This is a genomic window from Schinkia acidoalkalinis, assembly GCF_054301215.1.
Window position 1 is genome coordinate 2,073,773 of the sequence record NZ_CP182573.1, and the last position, 20,230, is coordinate 2,094,002.

The following is a 20,230-nucleotide window of genomic DNA, read 5'->3' on the forward strand; positions in this document are numbered from 1 at the left end:
GTACCTTATTATCCTTAGAAAGGAGGTGATCCAGCCGCACCTTCCGATACGGCTACCTTGTTACGACTTCACCCCAATCATCTGTCCCACCTTAGGCGGCTGGCTCCAAAAGGTTACCCCACCGACTTCGGGTGTTACAAACTCTCGTGGTGTGACGGGCGGTGTGTACAAGGCCCGGGAACGTATTCACCGCGGCATGCTGATCCGCGATTACTAGCGATTCCGGCTTCATGTAGGCGAGTTGCAGCCTACAATCCGAACTGAGAATGGCTTTATGGGATTGGCTCCACCTCGCGGTCTTGCTTCCCTTTGTACCATCCATTGTAGCACGTGTGTAGCCCAGGTCATAAGGGGCATGATGATTTGACGTCATCCCCACCTTCCTCCGGTTTGTCACCGGCAGTCTCCCTAGAGTGCCCAACTGAATGCTGGCAACTAAGGACAAGGGTTGCGCTCGTTGCGGGACTTAACCCAACATCTCACGACACGAGCTGACGACAACCATGCACCACCTGTCACTCTGTCCCCGAAGGGAAAGTCCTATCTCTAGGATTGTCAGAGGATGTCAAGACCTGGTAAGGTTCTTCGCGTTGCTTCGAATTAAACCACATGCTCCACCGCTTGTGCGGGCCCCCGTCAATTCCTTTGAGTTTCAGTCTTGCGACCGTACTCCCCAGGCGGAGTGCTTAATGCGTTAGCTGCAGCACTGAAGGGCGGAAACCCTCCAACACTTAGCACTCATCGTTTACGGCGTGGACTACCAGGGTATCTAATCCTGTTTGCTCCCCACGCTTTCGCGCCTCAGCGTCAGTTACAGACCAAAGAGCCGCCTTCGCCACTGGTGTTCCTCCACATCTCTACGCATTTCACCGCTACACGTGGAATTCCGCTCTTCTCTTCTGCACTCAAGTTCCCCAGTTTCCAATGACCCTCCCCGGTTGAGCCGGGGGCTTTCACATCAGACTTAAAGAACCGCCTGCGCGCGCTTTACGCCCAATAAATCCGGACAACGCTTGCCACCTACGTATTACCGCGGCTGCTGGCACGTAGTTAGCCGTGGCTTTCTCGTTAGGTACCGTCAAGGTACCAGCAGTTAACTGATACTTGTTCTTCCCTAACAACAGAGCTTTACGACCCGAAGGCCTTCATCGCTCACGCGGCGTTGCTCCGTCAGACTTTCGTCCATTGCGGAAGATTCCCTACTGCTGCCTCCCGTAGGAGTCTGGGCCGTGTCTCAGTCCCAGTGTGGCCGATCACCCTCTCAGGTCGGCTACGCATCGTCGCCTTGGTGAGCCGTTACCTCACCAACTAGCTAATGCGCCGCGGGCCCATCTGTAAGTGATAGCCGAAACCATCTTTTATCATAAGACCATGTGGTCTCATGAGTTATCCGGTATTAGCTCCGGTTTCCCGAAGTTATCCCAGTCTTACAGGCAGGTTGCCCACGTGTTACTCACCCGTCCGCCGCTGAATCAGAGGAGCAAGCTCCTCGTCATCCGCTCGACTTGCATGTATTAGGCACGCCGCCAGCGTTCGTCCTGAGCCAGGATCAAACTCTCCAAAAAGTGTTTGATTGCTCAAAATTAAACTGACTTGTGTTGAACTCAAAGGTTCAACTTTATTTGCACGCTTGACATTTTGTTTAGTTTTCAAAGATCATTTCTAATTTTAAGTTTAATATGGTGGAGACTAGCGGGATCGAACCGCTGACCTCCTGCGTGCAAAGCAGGCGCTCTCCCAGCTGAGCTAAGCCCCCATAAATAAAGAATATTTTGTGTATATGGTCGGGAAGACAGGATTCGAACCTGCGACCCCTTGGTCCCAAACCAAGTGCTCTACCAAGCTGAGCTACTTCCCGATTATGTTATATTTCATGGCGCGCCCGGCAGGAGTCGAACCCACAACCTTCTGATCCGTAGTCAGACGCTCTATCCAATTGAGCTACGGGCGCATTAATATAACTTTATTATTCAAATGGTGCCGAGGACCGGAATCGAACCGGTACGGTAGTCACCTACCGCAGGATTTTAAGTCCTGTGCGTCTGCCAGTTCCGCCACCCCGGCAACTTTGGAGCGGAAGACGGGATTCGAACCCGCGACCCCCACCTTGGCAAGGTGGTGTTCTACCACTGAACTACTTCCGCAATATTTAACTGGTGCGGGTGAAGGGAGTCGAACCCCCACGCCAAAGGCGCCAGATCCTAAGTCTGGTGCGTCTGCCAATTCCGCCACACCCGCATATAATGGTGAGTTATGCAGGATTCGAACCTGCGACCCTCTGATTAAAAGTCAGATGCTCTACCGACTGAGCTAATAACTCATATTTAGCCAAACAAGATTATTTAATGGTGGGCCATGTAGGGTTCGAACCTACGACCCTCTGATTAAGAGTCAGATGCTCTACCAACTGAGCTAATGGCCCAGATGTTATCTGTTTTCAATAAAAAAACTATTTCCCGCCATTTTAAATAAAAGTGGTGCCGGCTAAAGGACTTGAACCCTCAACCTACTGATTACAAGTCAGTTGCTCTACCAATTGAGCTAAGCCGGCATAATATTATTATGGTGGAGGATGACGGGATCGAACCGCCGACCCCCTGCTTGTAAGGCAGGTGCTCTCCCAGCTGAGCTAATCCTCCGTAAAATAGCTTGGCAACGTCCTACTCTCACAGGGGGACAGCCCCCAACTACCATCGGCGCTGAAGAGCTTAACTTCCGTGTTCGGAATGGGAACGGGTGTGACCTCTTCGCTATCGTCACCAAACAATTTATTATTAGGACAAAAAGAATTATACTGCTTTCAGTTTGTCTTTGCAAGCATTTTTTTACGCTTTTTTGAGGTTGTTCCCTCAAAACTAGATAATCTACATTCATATTCACTTATTTGGTTAAGTCCTCGATCGATTAGTATCTGTCAGCTCCACGTATCGCTACGCTTCCACCTCAGACCTATCTACCTCATCGTCTCTGAGGGATCTTACTTCTTACGAATGGGAAATCTCATCTCGAGGGGGGCTTCATGCTTAGATGCTTTCAGCACTTATCCCGTCCGCACATAGCTACCCAGCGATGCCTTTGGCAAGACAACTGGTACACCAGCGGTGCGTCCATCCCGGTCCTCTCGTACTAAGGACAGCTCCTCTCAAATTTCCTGCGCCCACGACGGATAGGGACCGAACTGTCTCACGACGTTCTGAACCCAGCTCGCGTACCGCTTTAATGGGCGAACAGCCCAACCCTTGGGACCGACTACAGCCCCAGGATGCGATGAGCCGACATCGAGGTGCCAAACCTCCCCGTCGATGTGGACTCTTGGGGGAGATAAGCCTGTTATCCCCAGGGTAGCTTTTATCCGTTGAGCGATGGCCCTTCCATGCGGAACCACCGGATCACTAAGCCCGACTTTCGTCCCTGCTCGACTTGTAGGTCTCGCAGTCAAGCTCCCTTGTGCCTTTACACTCTGCGAATGATTTCCAACCATTCTGAGGGAACCTTTGGGCGCCTCCGTTACTCTTTGGGAGGCGACCGCCCCAGTCAAACTGCCCACCTGACACTGTCTCCCGCCCCGATCAGGGGCGTGGGTTAGAATTTCAATACAGCCAGGGTAGTATCCCACCGATGCCTCCACCGAAGCTGGCGCTCCGGCTTCTCAGGCTCCTACCTATCCTGTACAAGCTGTACCAAAATTCAATATCAGGCTGCAGTAAAGCTCCATGGGGTCTTTCCGTCCTGTCGCGGGTAACCTGCATCTTCACAGGTACTATGATTTCACCGAGTCTCTCGTTGAGACAGTGCCCAAGTCGTTACACCTTTCGTGCGGGTCAGAACTTACCTGACAAGGAATTTCGCTACCTTAGGACCGTTATAGTTACGGCCGCCGTTTACTGGGGCTTCGATTCAGAGCTTCTCCGTAAAGGATAACCCCTCCTCTTAACCTTCCAGCACCGGGCAGGTGTCAGCCCCTATACTTCGCCTTACGGCTTCGCAGAGACCTGTGTTTTTGCTAAACAGTCGCTTGGGCCTATTCACTGCGGCTCTCTCGCGCTTGCACGCTACCAGAGCACCCCTTCTCCCGAAGTTACGGGGTCATTTTGCCGAGTTCCTTAACGAGAGTTCTCTCGCGCATCTTAGGATTCTCTCCTCGCCTACCTGTGTCGGTTTGCGGTACGGGCACCTTCTACCTCGCTAGAAGCTTTTCTTGGCAGTGTGGAATCAGGAACTTCGGTACTATTTTCCCTCGCCATCACAGCTCAGCCTTTACAATGAGCGGATTTGCCTACTCATTAGCCTAACTGCTTGGACGCGCACAACCAACGGCGCGCTTACCCTATCCTACTGCGTCCCTCCATTGCTCAAACGGTAAAGAGGTGGTACAGGAATATCAACCTGTTGGCCATCGCCTACGCCTTTCGGCCTCGGCTTAGGTCCCGACTAACCCTGAGCGGACGAGCCTTCCTCAGGAAACCTTAGGCTTTCGATGGACAGGATTCTCACCTGTCTTTTCGCTACTCACACCGGCATTCTCACTTCTAAGCGCTCCACCAGTCCTTTCGGTCTAGCTTCAAAGCCCTTAGAACGCTCCCCTACCACTGACACGTAAGTGTCAATCCACAGCTTCGGTGGTACGTTTAGCCCCGTTACATTTTCGGCGCAGAGTCACTCGACCAGTGAGCTATTACGCACTCTTTAAATGGTGGCTGCTTCTAAGCCAACATCCTGGTTGTCTGGGCAACTCCACATCCTTTGCCACTTAACGTACACTTTGGGACCTTAGCTGGTGATCTGGGCTGTTTCCCTTTTGACCACGGACCTTATCACTCGTAGTCTGACTCCTAAGGATAAGTCTTTGGCATTCGGAGTTTGACTGAATTCGGTAACCCGATGGGGGCCCCTAGTCCAATCAGTGCTCTACCTCCAAGACTCTTACCTTAAGGCTAGCCCTAAAGCTATTTCGGGGAGAACCAGCTATCTCCAAGTTCGATTGGAATTTCTCCGCTACCCACACCTCATCCCCGCACTTTTCAACGTGCGTGGGTTCGGTCCTCCATCCAGTGTTACCTGGACTTCAACCTGGACATGGGTAGATCACCTGGTTTCGGGTCTACGACCACGTACTCTTGACGCCCTATTCAGACTCGCTTTCGCTGCGGCTCCGTCTCTTCGACTTAACCTTGCACGGGATCGTAACTCGCCGGTTCATTCTACAAAAGGCACGCTGTCACCCATGAATGGGCTCCAACTACTTGTAGGCACACGGTTTCAGGATCTCTTTCACTCCCCTTCCGGGGTGCTTTTCACCTTTCCCTCACGGTACTGGTTCACTATCGGTCACTAGGGAGTATTTAGCCTTGGGAGATGGTCCTCCCAGCTTCCGACGGGATTTCACGTGTCCCGCCGTACTCAGGATCCACTCAAGAGGGAACGAAGTTTCAGCTACAGGGCTGTTACCTTCTTCGGCTGGCCTTTCCAGACCACTTCACCTACTTCATTCCTTTATAACTCCGTATAGAGTGTCCTACAACCCCAAGAGGCAAGCCTCTTGGTTTGGGCTGTTTCCGTTTCGCTCGCCGCTACTAAGGAAATCGCATTTGCTTTCTCTTCCTCCGGGTACTTAGATGTTTCAGTTCCCCGGGTCTGCCTTCAATACCCTATGTATTCAGGTAAAGATACTGTCCCATTACGAACAGTGGGTTTCCCCATTCGGAAATCTCCGGATCAAAGCTTACTTACAGCTCCCCGAAGCATATCGGTGTTAGTCCCGTCCTTCATCGGCTCCTAGTGCCAAGGCATTCACCGTGCGCCCTTACTAACTTAACCTAAGATGATTGATTGAATCATCATGATTGTAATAAGAACTTTCTTACAGTAAATATGAATGTTTACGATTATCTAGTTTTCAAGGAACACAAAAATGGTGGAGACTAGCGGGATCGAACCGCTGACCTCCTGCGTGCAAAGCAGGCGCTCTCCCAGCTGAGCTAAGCCCCCAAAATAATGATTATGGTGGGCCTGAATGGACTCGAACCATCGACCTCACGCTTATCAGGCGTGCGCTCTAACCAGCTGAGCTACAGGCCCATAATCAAGAGAAATGCTCTCTCAAAACTAAACAAAATGTCGAAGCGTACCTTATTATCCTTAGAAAGGAGGTGATCCAGCCGCACCTTCCGATACGGCTACCTTGTTACGACTTCACCCCAATCATCTGTCCCACCTTAGGCGGCTGGCTCCAAAAGGTTACCCCACCGACTTCGGGTGTTACAAACTCTCGTGGTGTGACGGGCGGTGTGTACAAGGCCCGGGAACGTATTCACCGCGGCATGCTGATCCGCGATTACTAGCGATTCCGGCTTCATGTAGGCGAGTTGCAGCCTACAATCCGAACTGAGAATGGCTTTATGGGATTGGCTCCACCTCGCGGTCTTGCTTCCCTTTGTACCATCCATTGTAGCACGTGTGTAGCCCAGGTCATAAGGGGCATGATGATTTGACGTCATCCCCACCTTCCTCCGGTTTGTCACCGGCAGTCTCCCTAGAGTGCCCAACTGAATGCTGGCAACTAAGGACAAGGGTTGCGCTCGTTGCGGGACTTAACCCAACATCTCACGACACGAGCTGACGACAACCATGCACCACCTGTCACTCTGTCCCCGAAGGGAAAGTCCTATCTCTAGGATTGTCAGAGGATGTCAAGACCTGGTAAGGTTCTTCGCGTTGCTTCGAATTAAACCACATGCTCCACCGCTTGTGCGGGCCCCCGTCAATTCCTTTGAGTTTCAGTCTTGCGACCGTACTCCCCAGGCGGAGTGCTTAATGCGTTAGCTGCAGCACTGAAGGGCGGAAACCCTCCAACACTTAGCACTCATCGTTTACGGCGTGGACTACCAGGGTATCTAATCCTGTTTGCTCCCCACGCTTTCGCGCCTCAGCGTCAGTTACAGACCAAAGAGCCGCCTTCGCCACTGGTGTTCCTCCACATCTCTACGCATTTCACCGCTACACGTGGAATTCCGCTCTTCTCTTCTGCACTCAAGTTCCCCAGTTTCCAATGACCCTCCCCGGTTGAGCCGGGGGCTTTCACATCAGACTTAAAGAACCGCCTGCGCGCGCTTTACGCCCAATAAATCCGGACAACGCTTGCCACCTACGTATTACCGCGGCTGCTGGCACGTAGTTAGCCGTGGCTTTCTCGTTAGGTACCGTCAAGGTACCAGCAGTTAACTGATACTTGTTCTTCCCTAACAACAGAGCTTTACGACCCGAAGGCCTTCATCGCTCACGCGGCGTTGCTCCGTCAGACTTTCGTCCATTGCGGAAGATTCCCTACTGCTGCCTCCCGTAGGAGTCTGGGCCGTGTCTCAGTCCCAGTGTGGCCGATTACCCTCTCAGGTCGGCTACGCATCGTCGCCTTGGTGAGCCGTTACCTCACCAACTAGCTAATGCGCCGCGGGCCCATCTGTAAGTGATAGCCGAAACCATCTTTTATCATAAGACCATGTGGTCTCATGAGTTATCCGGTATTAGCTCCGGTTTCCCGAAGTTATCCCAGTCTTACAGGCAGGTTGCCCACGTGTTACTCACCCGTCCGCCGCTGAATCAAAGGAGCAAGCTCCTTGTCATCCGCTCGACTTGCATGTATTAGGCACGCCGCCAGCGTTCGTCCTGAGCCAGGATCAAACTCTCCAAAAAGTGTTTGATTGCTCAAAATTAAACTGACTTGTGTTAAACTCAAAGGTTCAACTTTATTTGCACGCTTGACATTTTGTTTAGTTTTCAAAGATCATTTTTCTTGTCGTTAACTTTTAGCGACATTTTTTATTATATCGCATCTTTTCACAGAAGTCAACAGCATTTTTATTCTTTTTTCGACACTATTTTTAATAGCGACTTTCATAATATATCAATTCCACTTTTCATTGTCAACTTTTTTTAAACTTATCGAAAAGCTTTTTTGTGACAACGTTTAATAATATACCAGCTTTAGAAACAATGGTCAAGTACTTTTTCTCAAACTATTAAATAAGGACCACCTTTAACGTATCGCAATTTTAAATCGACACATTATGGCAGTCCACATACATCATTAATCTATTATTAATCTCTATGGCGCATTAACGGGAATAGCAACACATCTCTAATTGAAGGTGAATTTGTTAATAACATAACCAAACGGTCGATACCAATTCCTAACCCACCTGTTGGAGGCATTCCGTATTCCATTGCTTCAATATAATCTTCGTCCATCATATGGGCTTCGTCATTTCCTGCTTCTCTTTCTTTTAATTGTGCTTCAAATCTTTCCTTTTGATCGATTGGATCATTAAGCTCAGTAAAGGCATTGGCATGTTCTCTAGCGACAATAAATAGCTCGAAGCGGTCTGTGAAGCGCTCATCTTCCGCGTTTTTCTTTGCTAATGGTGATATTTCCACTGGATGTCCATAAATAAAGGTTGGCTGAATTAATTTATCCTCAACTCTTTGTTCAAAGAACTCATTCACGATATGGCCATATGTCATATTGTCCTTTATCTCGATGTTGTGCTCTTTAGCAAGCGCACGCGCTTCTTCATCGCTCATTTCCCTCCAGAAATCGACACCAACGTACTCTTTAATAGCATCCAACATATGTAGACGAGTCCACTTAGGTTCAAGATTTATCTCATAATCTCCATATTGAACAGTAGTTGTTCCTAGAACATCTTGGGCAACATGGGCAACTAGATTTTCCGTAAGGTTCATAATATCTTGGAAATCAGCATATGCCTCATATAGTTCAATCATAGTGAATTCTGGGTTATGACGGGTAGATATACCTTCATTACGGAAGACACGGCCAATCTCATAGACTTTTTCCAATCCACCAACAATAAGGCGTTTTAAATGTAATTCGATGGCAATCCGCATATACAATTGCATATCCAATGCGTTATGATGTGTAATAAACGGTTTCGCAGCTGCTCCACCGGCAATCGCATGCATCATTGGTGTTTCAACCTCAAGATAGCCATGGTCATCTAGGTAACGGCGCATAGATTGCAAAATCTTACTTCTAGTTACGAACGTTTCTCTACTCTCCATGCTTGTAATTAAATCAAGATAGCGTTGACGATAACGCTGTTCAATATCTTTTAAACCATGGAACTTATCTGGTAATGGTCTAAGAGCCTTTGATAGGAACGTAAATTCTTTTACCTTAATTGATAATTCTCCTGCATTTGTTCTAATTACATCCCCGCTTACGCCAATAATATCACCAAGGTCAGCTTTTTTAAAAAGGTCATATTGCTCTTCACCAATCGCATCTTGGCGTACGTAAATTTGAAATTGTCCATGTAAATCTTGAATATGCGCAAATCCAGCTTTTCCTTTGCCGCGCTTTGTCATAATGCGTCCTGCAATAGAAGCCGCTGCCGCTTTTTCTTCAAGTTCTTCTTTTGTAAGCTGATCATATTGTTCTTTTAAACTTTTAGTTGTATCACTTCTCTCAAACCGCTTTCCGAACGGGTCAATTCCTTTATCACGAAGCTGCTCTAACTTTTCACGTCTCACTATTAACTGATCATTTAATTCTTCATGACTCATATCATCATCTCCACATCATTTTCTGTAAAGTTAGTTTTATGTAAAAGTTAATCAAAACAAGACTCTTAATTAACCTTAAACTACAAAATTTCACAACACAATTCATGAATAAAAAAGGCTAATATAAAAAACTGCCAGTGGGTACTGGCAGTATCGGACAGAAAAATAATCTCATGGGTATTATATGGCAGAGACACTGTTGTGTCAAATTGCTTTATCCGGGCAAATCCCCATTAATTCTAGCCTTACTTTATCCTACCTGAACACCTTCATCAAATTTTTGATCAAGATATGCAATATAATCCTGCAACAAAGACTCTAATTCTGCTCTTGTCACACACTCATTTATTGCATTACGGGCCTTAGCATTTCCCCGGAGCCCTTTCAAATACCAAGCTGCATGCTTTCTCATTTCCATAATGCCTATTTTTTCACCCTTAAGCTTAATTAAGCGGTCAGCATGAAGCATACATACTTTAATTTTTTCTTCAGGAGATGGCGGAGCCATTAACTCACCCGTTTCGAGGTAATGGACCGTCCGATAAATCATCCAAGGGTCACCAAGCGCCGCTCGGCCTACCATTACGCCATCACAGCCGGTTATGTCCAGCATTCTTTTGGCATCCTCTGGAGTTTTAACATCACCATTACCGATAACCGGTATATTCACAGCCTCTTTGACTTGTTTTATAATATCCCAGTTGGCAGTTCCTTCGTACATTTGTACACGCGTACGGCCATGCAAAGAGACTGCTTTTCCTCCGGCACGCTCAACTGCTTTTGCATTCTCAATTGCGTAAATATGGTCTTCATCCCAACCCATTCGCATCTTTACCGTAACCGGCTTTTCAACTGCATCAACAACAGCCGCTACCATTTCATAAATCTTATTAGGATCAAGCAGCCATTTTGCACCGGCGTCGTTTTTTGTAATTTTCGGTACCGGGCAGCCCATATTGATATCAATAATATCAGCTGTTGTATTTTTCTCCACAAATTTAGCAGCCTCAACCAGCGTTTCTTTTTCACCGCCAAATATTTGGAGGCTTAAAGGCTTTTCACGCTCATCAATATAAAGCATGTCCAGGGTTTTTTCATTTTTATATAAAATCGCTTTATCGCTTACCATTTCTGCACAAACAAGTCCAGCTCCAAATTCCTTCACGGTTAAACGGAAGGCAGCATTGCAGACGCCGGCCATTGGCGCTAAAACCACTTGGTTTTTTAATTCAACATCGCCTATTTTAAACATTACAGACACCTCTTTACTCTTGCAGTACATTACCCGCATTCGCGTAAAAATATATACCTTGATCTTTTTGCAATGATTCAACATCAATTTTATAAAGTGTTACGAGCTCATGGTCAATCTCAAGCAAAGGAATGATGACAAAAGCCCTTTCGAACATACGTGGATGTGGAACACTTAGTTGCTCCGACTTTATATTGTCGTTATTATAAAGCAAAATGTCAAGGTCTATCGTCCGTGGGCCCCAGTGAATGACCCTTTTTCTACCAAGTTCATTCTCTATTTTTTGCGTTAGTTCTAGCAATTCAAAGGCTGACAAAGAAGTGGTCAACTTAACAACCATATTAAGAAATTTCGGTTGTTCGGTAAAGCCTACTGGCTCTGTTTCATAAATAGACGAAACGTCACTCAATGCTATTTGCGGGTGGCTTTCCAACATTTTTATTGCAGACTTTAAAAACCTCTCGCGATTTCCTTGGTTTGTACCTAGCGAGATATAAGCAATATTATTCATACTCTTCCCCTTCGAATTTCAACTGCCACCGATTCATAGTGCCCTTTTATAGGTGGATCAGGCTTTATGATTTTAACCGTGCAAAAGGCAACCTTTGGAAAGGACGTTAATAGTGCTTGTGCTAATTGCTCTGCTACTGTTTCAATCAACTTATAAGGCGCACCTTCCACAATTTCTTGTGTGAGTGCATATACATCAGCATAATTTACAGTCTCATTAAGGTCATCTGTTTGACCAGCATTTTTCAATTCCAGTTCCAAAGCTAGATCAACAATAAAGCGCTGGCCAAGCCGATTTTCTTCAGGTAAAACCCCATGGTACCCATAGAACTCCATTTTAGTAACATAAATTTTATCCATGTGTCACCACCGCTCCCGGTTTACCTAGCATTGCATCCATCATTCTTGCCATTCTCGTAATCTCTTTGACATCATGGACTCTGACCATATGGCAGCCCCTTTCAATACCAAGGCAGACCGTTGCGCCTGTTCCTTCAAGCCTTTCATTAACTGGTAAATCTAAAGCTGTACCGATAAATCTTTTTCTTGATGTTGCTAGTAATACCGGGTAACCCATATCTACTAAAAGGTTCAGATTTCGCATAAGCTCTAAACTTTGCTCATAGTCTTTGGCAAAACCGAAGCCCGGATCGAGAATAATGTTTTCATCTGGTACACCTGCCTGCTTGGCAATTGCAATACTTTCCCGCAAATCTGAGATAAACTCTTTTAAAAAGTTTTGATAGTTGGTATTATCTCTGTTATGCATTAGGATAATTGGAGTATTGTAATACGCCGCTACCTCGGCAATTTTTGGGTCGGCCTTTGCTCCCCATATATCATTAATAATATCAGCACCGGCTTCTACTGCATGTTTGGCAACAGCTGATTTATATGTATCAATCGATAGTGGCTGCTCCAATCTCTCTTTAAGTGTCTTAATAACAGGTACAACCCGGCCAATTTCTTCTTCATCACTAATTTTAACATAACCAGGTCTCGTAGACTCACCACCAATATCGATAATATCGGCTCCATCACCTACCATCCGTTCTGCTTGCTCTATAGCATCATGTAGATTATTATAGCGGCCCCCATCTGAAAATGAGTCAGGCGTAACATTGAGGATCCCCATGATCCACGTTTTGCTGTTCATATCCAGCCTCTTATCACCACATGTTATGTACAAAGGCTTCGTTGCTGTCATTCCCTTCAAACCCTTTCCATGTATCTATGTATATAAACAGTGAAAGACCATTTGCTTTAAGCATCTGGTCTACACTACATTCTACTTCAACTTTTTCCCACGCATTATCTATTTATGACACTGCTGATCCTTTTTTATCATATGTTTCGATAAAATTTAGAAGCATTTCTTTTCCATATGAGGTAATAATGGATTCAGGATGAAATTGTACTCCCTCAATTGGCAGTTCTTTATGGCGAATGGCCATGATTTCATCGTCCTCTGTCCAAGCTGATATTTCAAAACAATCTGGAAGAGTTTCTCTTTTTACAATTAAAGAATGGTATCTGGCTGCACTAAAAGGCTGCGGTAAATCTTCAAAAACCGTTTTTCCATCATGATAAATCTCAGAAGTCTTTCCATGCATTAGGTGTTCTGCACGAACAACGTCACCACCGAATACTTGCGCAATCGCTTGATGTCCTAAACAAACCCCAAAGATTGGAATCTTTCCGGCAAATGTTCGAATCGCGTCCAGGCTAATTCCTGCTTCATTTGGAGTACATGGACCCGGCGAAATCATTAAAACGTCTGGATTCATCTCCGCAATTTCCTCGGTGCTAATCTCGTCATTTCGTTTTACAACAAGCTCCTGACCCAATTCTCCCAAAAACTGAACTAAATTAAACGTGAATGAATCATAATTATCAATCATTAAAATCACTACGCTCACCTCTACTCAACATTTTCTAAGCTCATCTCATTACTTTTTTTCCACGTTTCCATATAATTGTAATAAACTTTATAACAAAAAAACAGTCCTAATTCTAAAAAGGACTGTTTTTTTCGTTTTAGTCTTCAAACTGGTATAGAGCAGTACTTAAATAGCGCTCTCCGTTATCAGGTAAAATAGCAAGAACTTTCTTCCCTTTGCCTAATTCTTTTGCAACCTTTAATGCAGCCGCAATTGCTGCACCAGCGGAAATTCCGCATAGAATGCCCTCTTCACGACCTGCGCGGCGTGCATGCTCAAATGCTTCCTCATTATCAATCTTTTTGACTTCATCATAAACATTTGTATTTAGAACAGATGGGACAAAGCCGGCGCCAATTCCTTGGATTTTATGAGGGCCCGGCTTCCCTCCTGATAAGATCGGTGAATCTGTTGGTTCAACAGCAACAACTTTAATACCAGGGAATCTTTCTTTCAGAACTTCACCAGCACCTGTAATTGTGCCACCTGTGCCGATTCCTGCTACAAAGGCATCCAATTGATCCATTTGTTCAGCGATTTCCTTTCCTGTTGTTTCACGATGAACTTGCGGATTTGCTTCATTATCGAATTGTTGTGGCATGAAATAGCCATTTTCCTTTGCCAGTTGCTCCGCTTTAGCAATAGCACCTTTCATACCTTCCGCCCCTGGTGTTAAGACAAGCTCAGCACCATAAGCACGTAATAGATTACGTCTTTCCAAACTCATTGTATCAGGCATAACAAGAATTGCTTTAAAGCCTTTTGCAGCTGCCACCATCGCTAGGCCGATACCAGTGTTGCCGCTTGTTGGTTCGATAATGGTGTCGCCTTCTTTTAAATCGCCCTTTTCAACAGCAGCTTCAACCATAGCTAATGCGATCCGGTCTTTTACACTACTACCAGGATTCATATACTCTAATTTAACATATACATCTGCACCGTTTTCATCAGCTAATCGATTAAGTTTTACAATGGGTGTAAATCCAATTAATTCAACAACAGAATTCGCTACACGCATTTCCAACATCTCCAATTCCGAGTAATTTTATTGGCTTTTATGCTTTTTTATAATTAAACCGTATCAATTTTTCTGACAATTGTCAATCCATTTACTTCTACATTTTCCGCAATCCCTAACCACTAACAAACGAACCCACCACTAATGTTTTGTTCTTTGCAAGAGCTCTTCTAATTCTTCTTTTGTGAAATGATAGTGTTCATTGCAAAAGTTGCAATGTGCATCCGCTTTGCCATCCTCTTCAATCATTGCCTTAATTTCATCCGATCCTAAACTTACAATTGCATTCTCCAGTCTTTCCTTTGAACAACTGCATGTAAAAGCAACTGGCATCTTTTCAAGAATCTTGATGTCCCCCAAAAGCTTCTCTAAAATTTCTTCCGGCGTTAAGCCTTCCTGAATCAACTTTGAAATAGGTGGGATTGAATTAATTCGCTTCTCAATTTCATCAATTGTTTCATTACTTGTCCCAGGCAGCAGTTGAATAATAAAGCCGCCGGCAGCTAAAATAGAGTGGTCCGGATTCACCAAAACACCAACCCCGACAGCAGACGGCACTTGTTCAGATGAAGCAAAATAATATGTAAAGTCCTCCCCTAATTCACCCGACACGAGCGGTACTTGGCCCGTAAAATGTTCCCTCATCCCTAAATCTTTAACAACAGATAAAAAGCCAGCATTGCCGACCGCCCTAGCAACGTCTAGCTTTCCACGTTCGTTTAATTCAAAATCAACATGGGGGTTTGACACATAGCCACGCACTTCACCTTTAGCATTGGCATCAACTAAAATGGCACCGATGGGTCCGCCACCTTCGATTTTCACCGTAATTTTATCGTCCCCTTTTAACATCGCTCCCATCATTGTTGATGCAGTCATCGCCCTTCCCAATGCCGCAGATGCAGTAGCCCATGTATCATGGCGCCTTTGGCCCTCAGCCACAGTCTCTGTTGAATTGATTCCATATGCTCTTACTTGGCCATCATAAGCCAATGCTTTTATTAAATAATCAGACATCCATTTTGCTCCTTTCAGCTTGATTACGGGCAAATATTAGTTGCAAGCCGGTTAATGTTAAGAATGGATCAACAATATCAATAATATCGGATTCCTTGGCAATCAGTGATGCTAATCCTCCTGTTGCGATTACCTTTGGCTCAATAACAGCCTGGTCTTTCATCCTTTTTACAATACCCTCAACCTGACCAACATAACCAAATAAAATACCAGCCTGCATTGCATGGACTGTATTTTTACCAACGATTCCATTTGGACGGGCAATTTCAATACGAGGAAGTTTAGCTGCCTTTGTATAAAGGGCCTCTGTTGATATATTAATTCCCGGGGCAATAGCTCCCCCCATATACTGCTTGTCCTCATCGATGTAGCAATATGTTGTGGCTGTTCCGAAATCAACAATAATTAGCGGCGCCCCGTATAGGTGTATGCCCGCGACTGCATTGACAATCCGGTCTGCACCAACCTCTTTAGGATTATCATACTTAATGTTCAGCCCTGTTTTAATACCAGGACCTACAACCATCGGCGTAATATGAAAGTACTTTTCACACATTCTTTCAAGTGAAAACATAATCGGCGGCACAACAGATGAGATAATAATACCGCTAATATCACTTGATTTGATCCCAACATGTGTAAATAATTCCTTAATAATCATTCCATATTCATCTTCTGTTTTATGCCTGCTCGTTTCAATACGCCAATGGTGTTTTAACTTTTCTCCTTCAAAAACACCTAATACTGTGTTTGTGTTCCCCACATCAAATACGAAAATCATATAATCACCCTAAATATAAGTTTTTTAACAACGCTTTCAAATATGAGCCAAAATAGGATGCCATATAGGCATCCTATTTATTACTCTTTATCTTTATCTTTATCGTTATCATCATTTTTCTTATTGATATTAACAATCATATCGTCTTTTGCAGTTTCTTCTTTTGGAGTGCTGCCATCAGGAAGTGTTCCATGATCAAATAAATGTCTAATTTGTTCAGCATCCAATGTTTCAATTTCAAGAAGTGTCTTCGCAATTAAATGATGCTGCTCAGAGTACTCTGTTAAAATTCTCTTTGCCTTATCATAGCATTCTAAAATAATGCGTTGGATTTCCATATCAATTTCATGGGCAATCGCATCACTATAATTTTGCTCATTGTTGATATCACGACCAAGGAAAACTTGACCGCCTGATGCATGACCAAATTGCATAGGACCCAACTTGTCACTCATCCCGTACTCAGTTACCATTTTCCGGGCAATACTTGTCGCTCTTTGGAAGTCATTATGTGCACCGGTACTTACATCACCAAGGACAATTTCCTCAGCTACACGACCACCTAGCAACCCGGTGATTTTATCAAGCAACTCAGGTTTTGTCATAAAGTAACGGTCTTCTTTAGGAAGCATGACGGCATATCCACCAGCCTGCCCGCGCGGCACGATGGTTACCTTATGCACCATATCCGCATCTTCAAGCACAACACCAATAATCGTATGCCCTGCTTCATGATACGCAACAATTTTGCGTTCTTTTTCAGAGATTACTCTGCTTCGTTTAGCAGGACCGGCGATGACACGGTCAATCGCTTCATCAATATCATCTACCGCAATCACCTTCTTATCAGCTCTTGCAGCAACAAGTGCAGCTTCATTTAATAAGTTTTCAAGATCAGCTCCTGAAAATCCAGGTGTGCGTAACGCAATCGTTTTAAGATTCACATTTTCAGCAAGCGGCTTATTTCGTGCGTGTACCGCTAAAACAGCCTCCCGACCTTTCACATCCGGTCTGTCAACAGTAATTTGACGGTCAAATCGTCCAGGACGTAGAAGGGCTGGGTCTAAAATATCTGGGCGGTTTGTTGCAGCAATAATGATAATTCCTTCATTAGCGCCAAAACCATCCATTTCAACAAGCAATTGGTTTAATGTTTGTTCACGCTCATCATGGCCACCGCCAAGACCTGCGCCACGTTGACGACCAACCGCATCAATTTCATCGATAAAAATAATACATGGTGCGTTCTTTTTCGCGTTTTCAAATAAGTCACGAACACGTGATGCACCGACACCGACGAACATTTCAACAAAGTCCGATCCACTGATTGAGAAGAATGGTACTCCTGCCTCACCGGCTACAGCTCGGGCAAGTAATGTTTTACCAGTTCCCGGAGGGCCGACTAAAAGAACACCTTTTGGAATACGGGCACCTAATGCCGCGAACTTCCGTGGGTCTTTTAAAAATTCAACAACTTCAACAAGTTCTTGTTTTTCCTCATCAGCACCAGCAACATCTTTAAAACGAACCTTTTTCTTTTCTTCACTATAAAGCCTTGCCTTGCTCTTACCAAAGTTCATAACACGGCTTCCGCCACCCTGTGCTTGATTTAGCAAGAAGAAGAACAAAATAAAGATAATGATAAAAGGAATAATCGATGTAAAGAAAGTGACCCAGCCGCTCGTTTCTTCAGCAGGTTCAATGACAACCTTGGCTGCATTTTTCCTTACTACTTCCAAAAAGTTCCCAGCTGTTTCAGTTTGAAGGACATAGGAAACGAAATATTGACCTTCTTGATATGAGTCGAGCTGGCCCTTTATTTGGTACACCAGTCTTTCCGGCTGAATGGTTATAGATTTTATATCACCCTTTTCAAGGTGAGCCATGAATTGATCATATGTGAGTGATTCTTGTTGTTGACCTGTGCCATTAAAGAAACTTACGACTCCAATGACAACTAGAAAAATTAATAAATAAAAAATTGTATTACGGAAGATCCGATTCATTACTTACCTCCTCCTGCGACCCAAACAAACTATAGTAAATGGTACCATATTCATTTAAAAAAACACAACAAATTAACATTCAAAAAGGATAATTTTTCAATTACACTATACAATTACTAATTTTGGTAAACCTCTGGTTTCAACACACCAATATACGGGAGATTACGATATCGTTCCGCAAAGTCTAATCCATAGCCGACAACGAATGCATCAGGAACGTCGAAGCCAACTAAATCAGCTTGGAGATCAACCTTTCGACCTGTTGGTTTATCAAGTAAAGTCACAATCTTAATTGATTGTGCTTTTCGATAATGAAAGAGTTCAACGAGATAGTTTAGGGTAAGACCGCTATCGATAATATCTTCAATAATAATGATATCCCGGCCTTCAACTGATGTATTTAAGTCTTTAATAATCTTAACCTCACCAGAGGAAACAGTAGAGCTGCCATAGCTTGAAACATCCATGAAATCCATTTCAAGATGGATGTCCATATTTTTTACAATATCACTCATAAAAGCAACCGCGCCTTTTAATACGCCAATGACTAACGGAAAACGACCTTGATATTCCTTAGACAAAATAGCTCCAAGCTCTTTAATCCTCTTTTGAATATCCTCTTCTGAAAGTAGTACCTCTTTAATATCATGCTTCATACCCTGTTCCTCCTAGAGCTCTTTGTTGTACAATATATATTGTAATAATAAATAATGATGACTAATATGACATTCATTTTTTTGTTTTCCGATGGATAACGCCGACTTTTTCAGCATTGGAAGCCAGAGAATTTGCCCATTTGCGTCTTCAATAATTGGCCATGAATCCCTTTTGTCCCGTGGCAGCTTTTCATCGATAAAAATAGTCTTAATCTTTTTGGTCCCGTTCATCCCTTTTATGGTCATCCGGTCGCCAGTATTTCGATTGCGAATATGTAAAGGTAACGCAATTTCCTCAGGATTACATAGAAAGAAATCAATTCCGTCTATTTTTTCCGGAATACAGTCAATCCATTCAGCCTTTATGGAAATATCATCTGTTATAAAAACTTCCCCCGGCACTGATAATGAATAAGAAAAAAATGCTGACTGCTTTTCATTCACATCAATCGCCAATGTACATTCGTTATAAGACTTTGTTACAATCATGCCCTTTGGAAAATGCAATGTACCTGAAGGATGCTTGGACCTAAGCAATGCTAAAAGTTGATTAATATGTATTGTAGCTAAATTAGAAGGGATTCTTTTATAAAGATATTTTAATATTAGTTGAATACCCCTTCTTTGTAAAGAAATAGGTATCCTCCGAAACTCTTGAATATTAAAAGCAACTTTTTTCTCTTTTTTCTCAAGCAATACCTTATCTAATTCCTTCGCTGCATATTCTTCTAAAAGCTCTTGATCCTCAAACAACATTTCACTTAAGGATTGAAACCGCTCTGAGACGTTGGGATTTTCCCCTTTTAACAAAGGAAGTACATGATGCCTAAACCGATTTCTCTGATAACTATCTTTGTTATTGCTTGGGTCGAGTCGATAAGAAAGATGTAAATTATCTATATATTGTTCAATTTCCTTTTTTGTCAAACATAAAAAAGGACGGATGATTGTAGCCGTGTTAAATCTCCTTTTTACAGGAATTCCCGCCACTCCTTTCCCATAACTCCCCCTTACCATTCGCATCAACATCGTTTCAACCTGATCATCCGCGTGGTGGGCCAATGCCAAGTAATCTGCATTATACATTTCTAAAATTCTATTATAAAAATCATACCTGCATTCGCGTGCCGCAACCTGTGAACTTACATGGTGCTCCTTGATATAGGCCGGCACATCGATTGAAGTGCCTTCGAATAGAATCTCATATTCCTTACAAAATTCCTTTACAAACAGTAAGTCCTCATATGACTCCTCGCCCCGGAACATATGATCTACATGTGCTGCAATAATGGTAAGAGCCCACTTATCTTTTATCGACCACAAATAATGAAGCAAAGCCATCGAATCTGAGCCGCCTGAAACACCTACTACAACGACAGAATTCTCTGCTAATAAATTGTGTTGTTTGATAAACTGCTCAATTTTATCCTGCTTCAACTTACTCTACCTTCTTAATATTAGTATTTAT

General features: G+C 44.1%; 12 protein-coding genes, 12 tRNA genes and 4 rRNA genes. All 28 read right to left on the reverse strand.

The genetic code is table 11. The annotated features are described in order from the left end of the window. Positions 1–18: 18 nt before the first annotated feature. The 28 genes from ACNQFZ_RS10895 to tilS all read right to left on the reverse strand — a co-directional run bounded on the left by ACNQFZ_RS10895 (position 19) and on the right by tilS (position 20,199). Positions 19–1,565: ribosomal RNA gene (locus ACNQFZ_RS10895) — 16S ribosomal RNA — on the reverse strand. Positions 1,566–1,680: 115 nt separating this feature from the next. Beyond that, positions 1,681–1,756, reverse strand: a tRNA-Ala gene (locus tag ACNQFZ_RS10900). A 25-nt stretch (positions 1,757–1,781) separates the two neighbouring features. After that, positions 1,782–1,858: transfer RNA gene (locus tag ACNQFZ_RS10905), tRNA-Pro, on the reverse strand. A 16-nt stretch (positions 1,859–1,874) separates the two neighbouring features. Further along, positions 1,875–1,951 (reverse strand) — tRNA-Arg (locus tag ACNQFZ_RS10910). A gap of 24 nt (positions 1,952–1,975) precedes the next feature. After that, positions 1,976–2,064: transfer RNA gene (locus ACNQFZ_RS10915), tRNA-Leu, on the reverse strand. 5 nt (positions 2,065–2,069) lie between these two features. Beyond that, positions 2,070–2,144 (reverse strand) — tRNA-Gly (locus tag ACNQFZ_RS10920). Between the two features lie 10 nt (positions 2,145–2,154). Continuing rightward, a tRNA-Leu gene (locus tag ACNQFZ_RS10925) sits at positions 2,155–2,238 on the reverse strand. A gap of 6 nt (positions 2,239–2,244) precedes the next feature. Then, positions 2,245–2,320 (reverse strand) — tRNA-Lys (locus ACNQFZ_RS10930). Between the two features lie 26 nt (positions 2,321–2,346). Next, positions 2,347–2,422: transfer RNA gene (locus tag ACNQFZ_RS10935), tRNA-Lys, on the reverse strand. Positions 2,423–2,475: 53 nt separating this feature from the next. Further along, positions 2,476–2,551 (reverse strand) — tRNA-Thr (locus tag ACNQFZ_RS10940). A gap of 12 nt (positions 2,552–2,563) precedes the next feature. Beyond that, positions 2,564–2,639, reverse strand: a tRNA-Val gene (locus ACNQFZ_RS10945). A gap of 8 nt (positions 2,640–2,647) precedes the next feature. Then, positions 2,648–2,764, reverse strand: a 5S ribosomal RNA gene (gene rrf / locus ACNQFZ_RS10950). 120 nt (positions 2,765–2,884) lie between these two features. Continuing rightward, positions 2,885–5,817, reverse strand: a 23S ribosomal RNA gene (locus ACNQFZ_RS10955). 95 nt (positions 5,818–5,912) lie between these two features. Next, a tRNA-Ala gene (locus ACNQFZ_RS10960) sits at positions 5,913–5,988 on the reverse strand. Positions 5,989–6,001: 13 nt separating this feature from the next. Beyond that, a tRNA-Ile gene (locus tag ACNQFZ_RS10965) sits at positions 6,002–6,078 on the reverse strand. 64 nt (positions 6,079–6,142) lie between these two features. Next, a 16S ribosomal RNA gene (locus ACNQFZ_RS10970) occupies positions 6,143–7,689 on the reverse strand. The 16S, 23S and 5S rRNA genes sit together here with 12 tRNA genes alongside, the layout of an rRNA operon. Positions 7,690–8,094: 405 nt before the next feature. After that, the gene (gene lysS, locus ACNQFZ_RS10975; RefSeq protein ID WP_458415229.1) at positions 8,095–9,582 is read right to left on the reverse strand and encodes a lysine--tRNA ligase; all 1,488 of its coding nucleotides are present in this window, start codon (positions 9,580–9,582) and stop codon (positions 8,095–8,097) included. Between the two features lie 250 nt (positions 9,583–9,832). Further along, positions 9,833–10,834: a tRNA dihydrouridine synthase DusB gene (dusB, locus tag ACNQFZ_RS10980; RefSeq protein WP_458415230.1), complete on the reverse strand. Its 1,002-nt coding sequence runs from the start codon at positions 10,832–10,834 to the stop codon at positions 9,833–9,835. Between the two features lie 13 nt (positions 10,835–10,847). After that, positions 10,848–11,345, reverse strand: coding sequence for a 2-amino-4-hydroxy-6-hydroxymethyldihydropteridine diphosphokinase (gene folK / locus ACNQFZ_RS10985; protein WP_458415231.1), 498 nt, complete (start codon positions 11,343–11,345; stop codon positions 10,848–10,850). Continuing rightward, positions 11,342–11,704, reverse strand: coding sequence for a dihydroneopterin aldolase (gene folB, locus ACNQFZ_RS10990; RefSeq protein WP_458415232.1), 363 nt, complete (start codon positions 11,702–11,704; stop codon positions 11,342–11,344). Before folB ends, folK begins: the two co-directional genes overlap by 4 nt. Beyond that, entirely contained in the window at positions 11,697–12,551 is an 855-nt protein-coding gene (gene folP, locus ACNQFZ_RS10995; protein ID WP_458415233.1) for a dihydropteroate synthase, read from the reverse strand. The genes folB and folP overlap by 8 nt, the downstream gene beginning before the upstream one ends. Before the next feature lie 112 nt (positions 12,552–12,663). Continuing rightward, entirely contained in the window at positions 12,664–13,254 is a 591-nt protein-coding gene (pabA, locus tag ACNQFZ_RS11000) for an aminodeoxychorismate/anthranilate synthase component II (RefSeq protein WP_458415234.1), read from the reverse strand. Between the two features lie 127 nt (positions 13,255–13,381). Then, on the reverse strand, positions 13,382–14,302 hold the full coding sequence (cysK, locus tag ACNQFZ_RS11005; RefSeq protein ID WP_458415235.1) for a cysteine synthase A: 921 nt from the start codon (positions 14,300–14,302) through the stop codon (positions 13,382–13,384). Positions 14,303–14,443: 141 nt separating this feature from the next. Beyond that, a complete protein-coding gene (gene hslO / locus ACNQFZ_RS11010) occupies positions 14,444–15,319 on the reverse strand; it encodes an Hsp33 family molecular chaperone HslO (protein WP_458415236.1) in 876 nt (291 codons plus the stop codon). Next, complete coding sequence (locus ACNQFZ_RS11015) at positions 15,312–16,100, reverse strand: type III pantothenate kinase (RefSeq protein WP_458415237.1); 789 nt, start codon at positions 16,098–16,100, stop codon at positions 15,312–15,314. The genes hslO and ACNQFZ_RS11015 overlap by 8 nt, the downstream gene beginning before the upstream one ends. Before the next feature lie 80 nt (positions 16,101–16,180). Continuing rightward, positions 16,181–18,106 (reverse strand): ATP-dependent zinc metalloprotease FtsH, encoded by a 1,926-nt coding sequence (ftsH, locus tag ACNQFZ_RS11020; protein ID WP_458415238.1) that lies wholly within the window; start codon positions 18,104–18,106, stop codon positions 16,181–16,183. A 116-nt stretch (positions 18,107–18,222) separates the two neighbouring features. Beyond that, entirely contained in the window at positions 18,223–18,762 is a 540-nt protein-coding gene (gene hpt / locus ACNQFZ_RS11025) for a hypoxanthine phosphoribosyltransferase (protein ID WP_458415239.1), read from the reverse strand. Positions 18,763–18,774: 12 nt separating this feature from the next. Continuing rightward, complete coding sequence (gene tilS / locus ACNQFZ_RS11030; protein ID WP_458415240.1) at positions 18,775–20,199, reverse strand: tRNA lysidine(34) synthetase TilS; 1,425 nt, start codon at positions 20,197–20,199, stop codon at positions 18,775–18,777. Positions 20,200–20,230: the final 31 nt, after the last annotated feature.

Excerpts from the sequence above, each read along its gene's own strand:
- ACNQFZ_RS11015 (WP_458415237.1), bottom strand. The coding sequence starts at position 16,100 with ATGATTTTCGTATTTGATGTGGGGAACACAAACACAGTATTAGGTGTT.
- hpt (WP_458415239.1), bottom strand. The coding sequence starts at position 18,762 with ATGAAGCATGATATTAAAGAGGTACTACTTTCAGAAGAGGATATTCAA.
- dusB (WP_458415230.1), bottom strand. The coding sequence starts at position 10,834 with ATGTTTAAAATAGGCGATGTTGAATTAAAAAACCAAGTGGTTTTAGCG.
- folK (WP_458415231.1), bottom strand. The coding sequence starts at position 11,345 with ATGAATAATATTGCTTATATCTCGCTAGGTACAAACCAAGGAAATCGC.
- hslO (WP_458415236.1), bottom strand. The coding sequence starts at position 15,319 with ATGTCTGATTATTTAATAAAAGCATTGGCTTATGATGGCCAAGTAAGA.
- ftsH (WP_458415238.1), bottom strand. The coding sequence starts at position 18,106 with ATGAATCGGATCTTCCGTAATACAATTTTTTATTTATTAATTTTTCTA.
- folP (WP_458415233.1), bottom strand. The coding sequence starts at position 12,551 with ATGACAGCAACGAAGCCTTTGTACATAACATGTGGTGATAAGAGGCTG.
- lysS (WP_458415229.1), bottom strand. The coding sequence starts at position 9,582 with ATGAGTCATGAAGAATTAAATGATCAGTTAATAGTGAGACGTGAAAAG.
- cysK (WP_458415235.1), bottom strand. The coding sequence starts at position 14,302 with ATGCGTGTAGCGAATTCTGTTGTTGAATTAATTGGATTTACACCCATT.
- folB (WP_458415232.1), bottom strand. The coding sequence starts at position 11,704 with ATGGATAAAATTTATGTTACTAAAATGGAGTTCTATGGGTACCATGGG.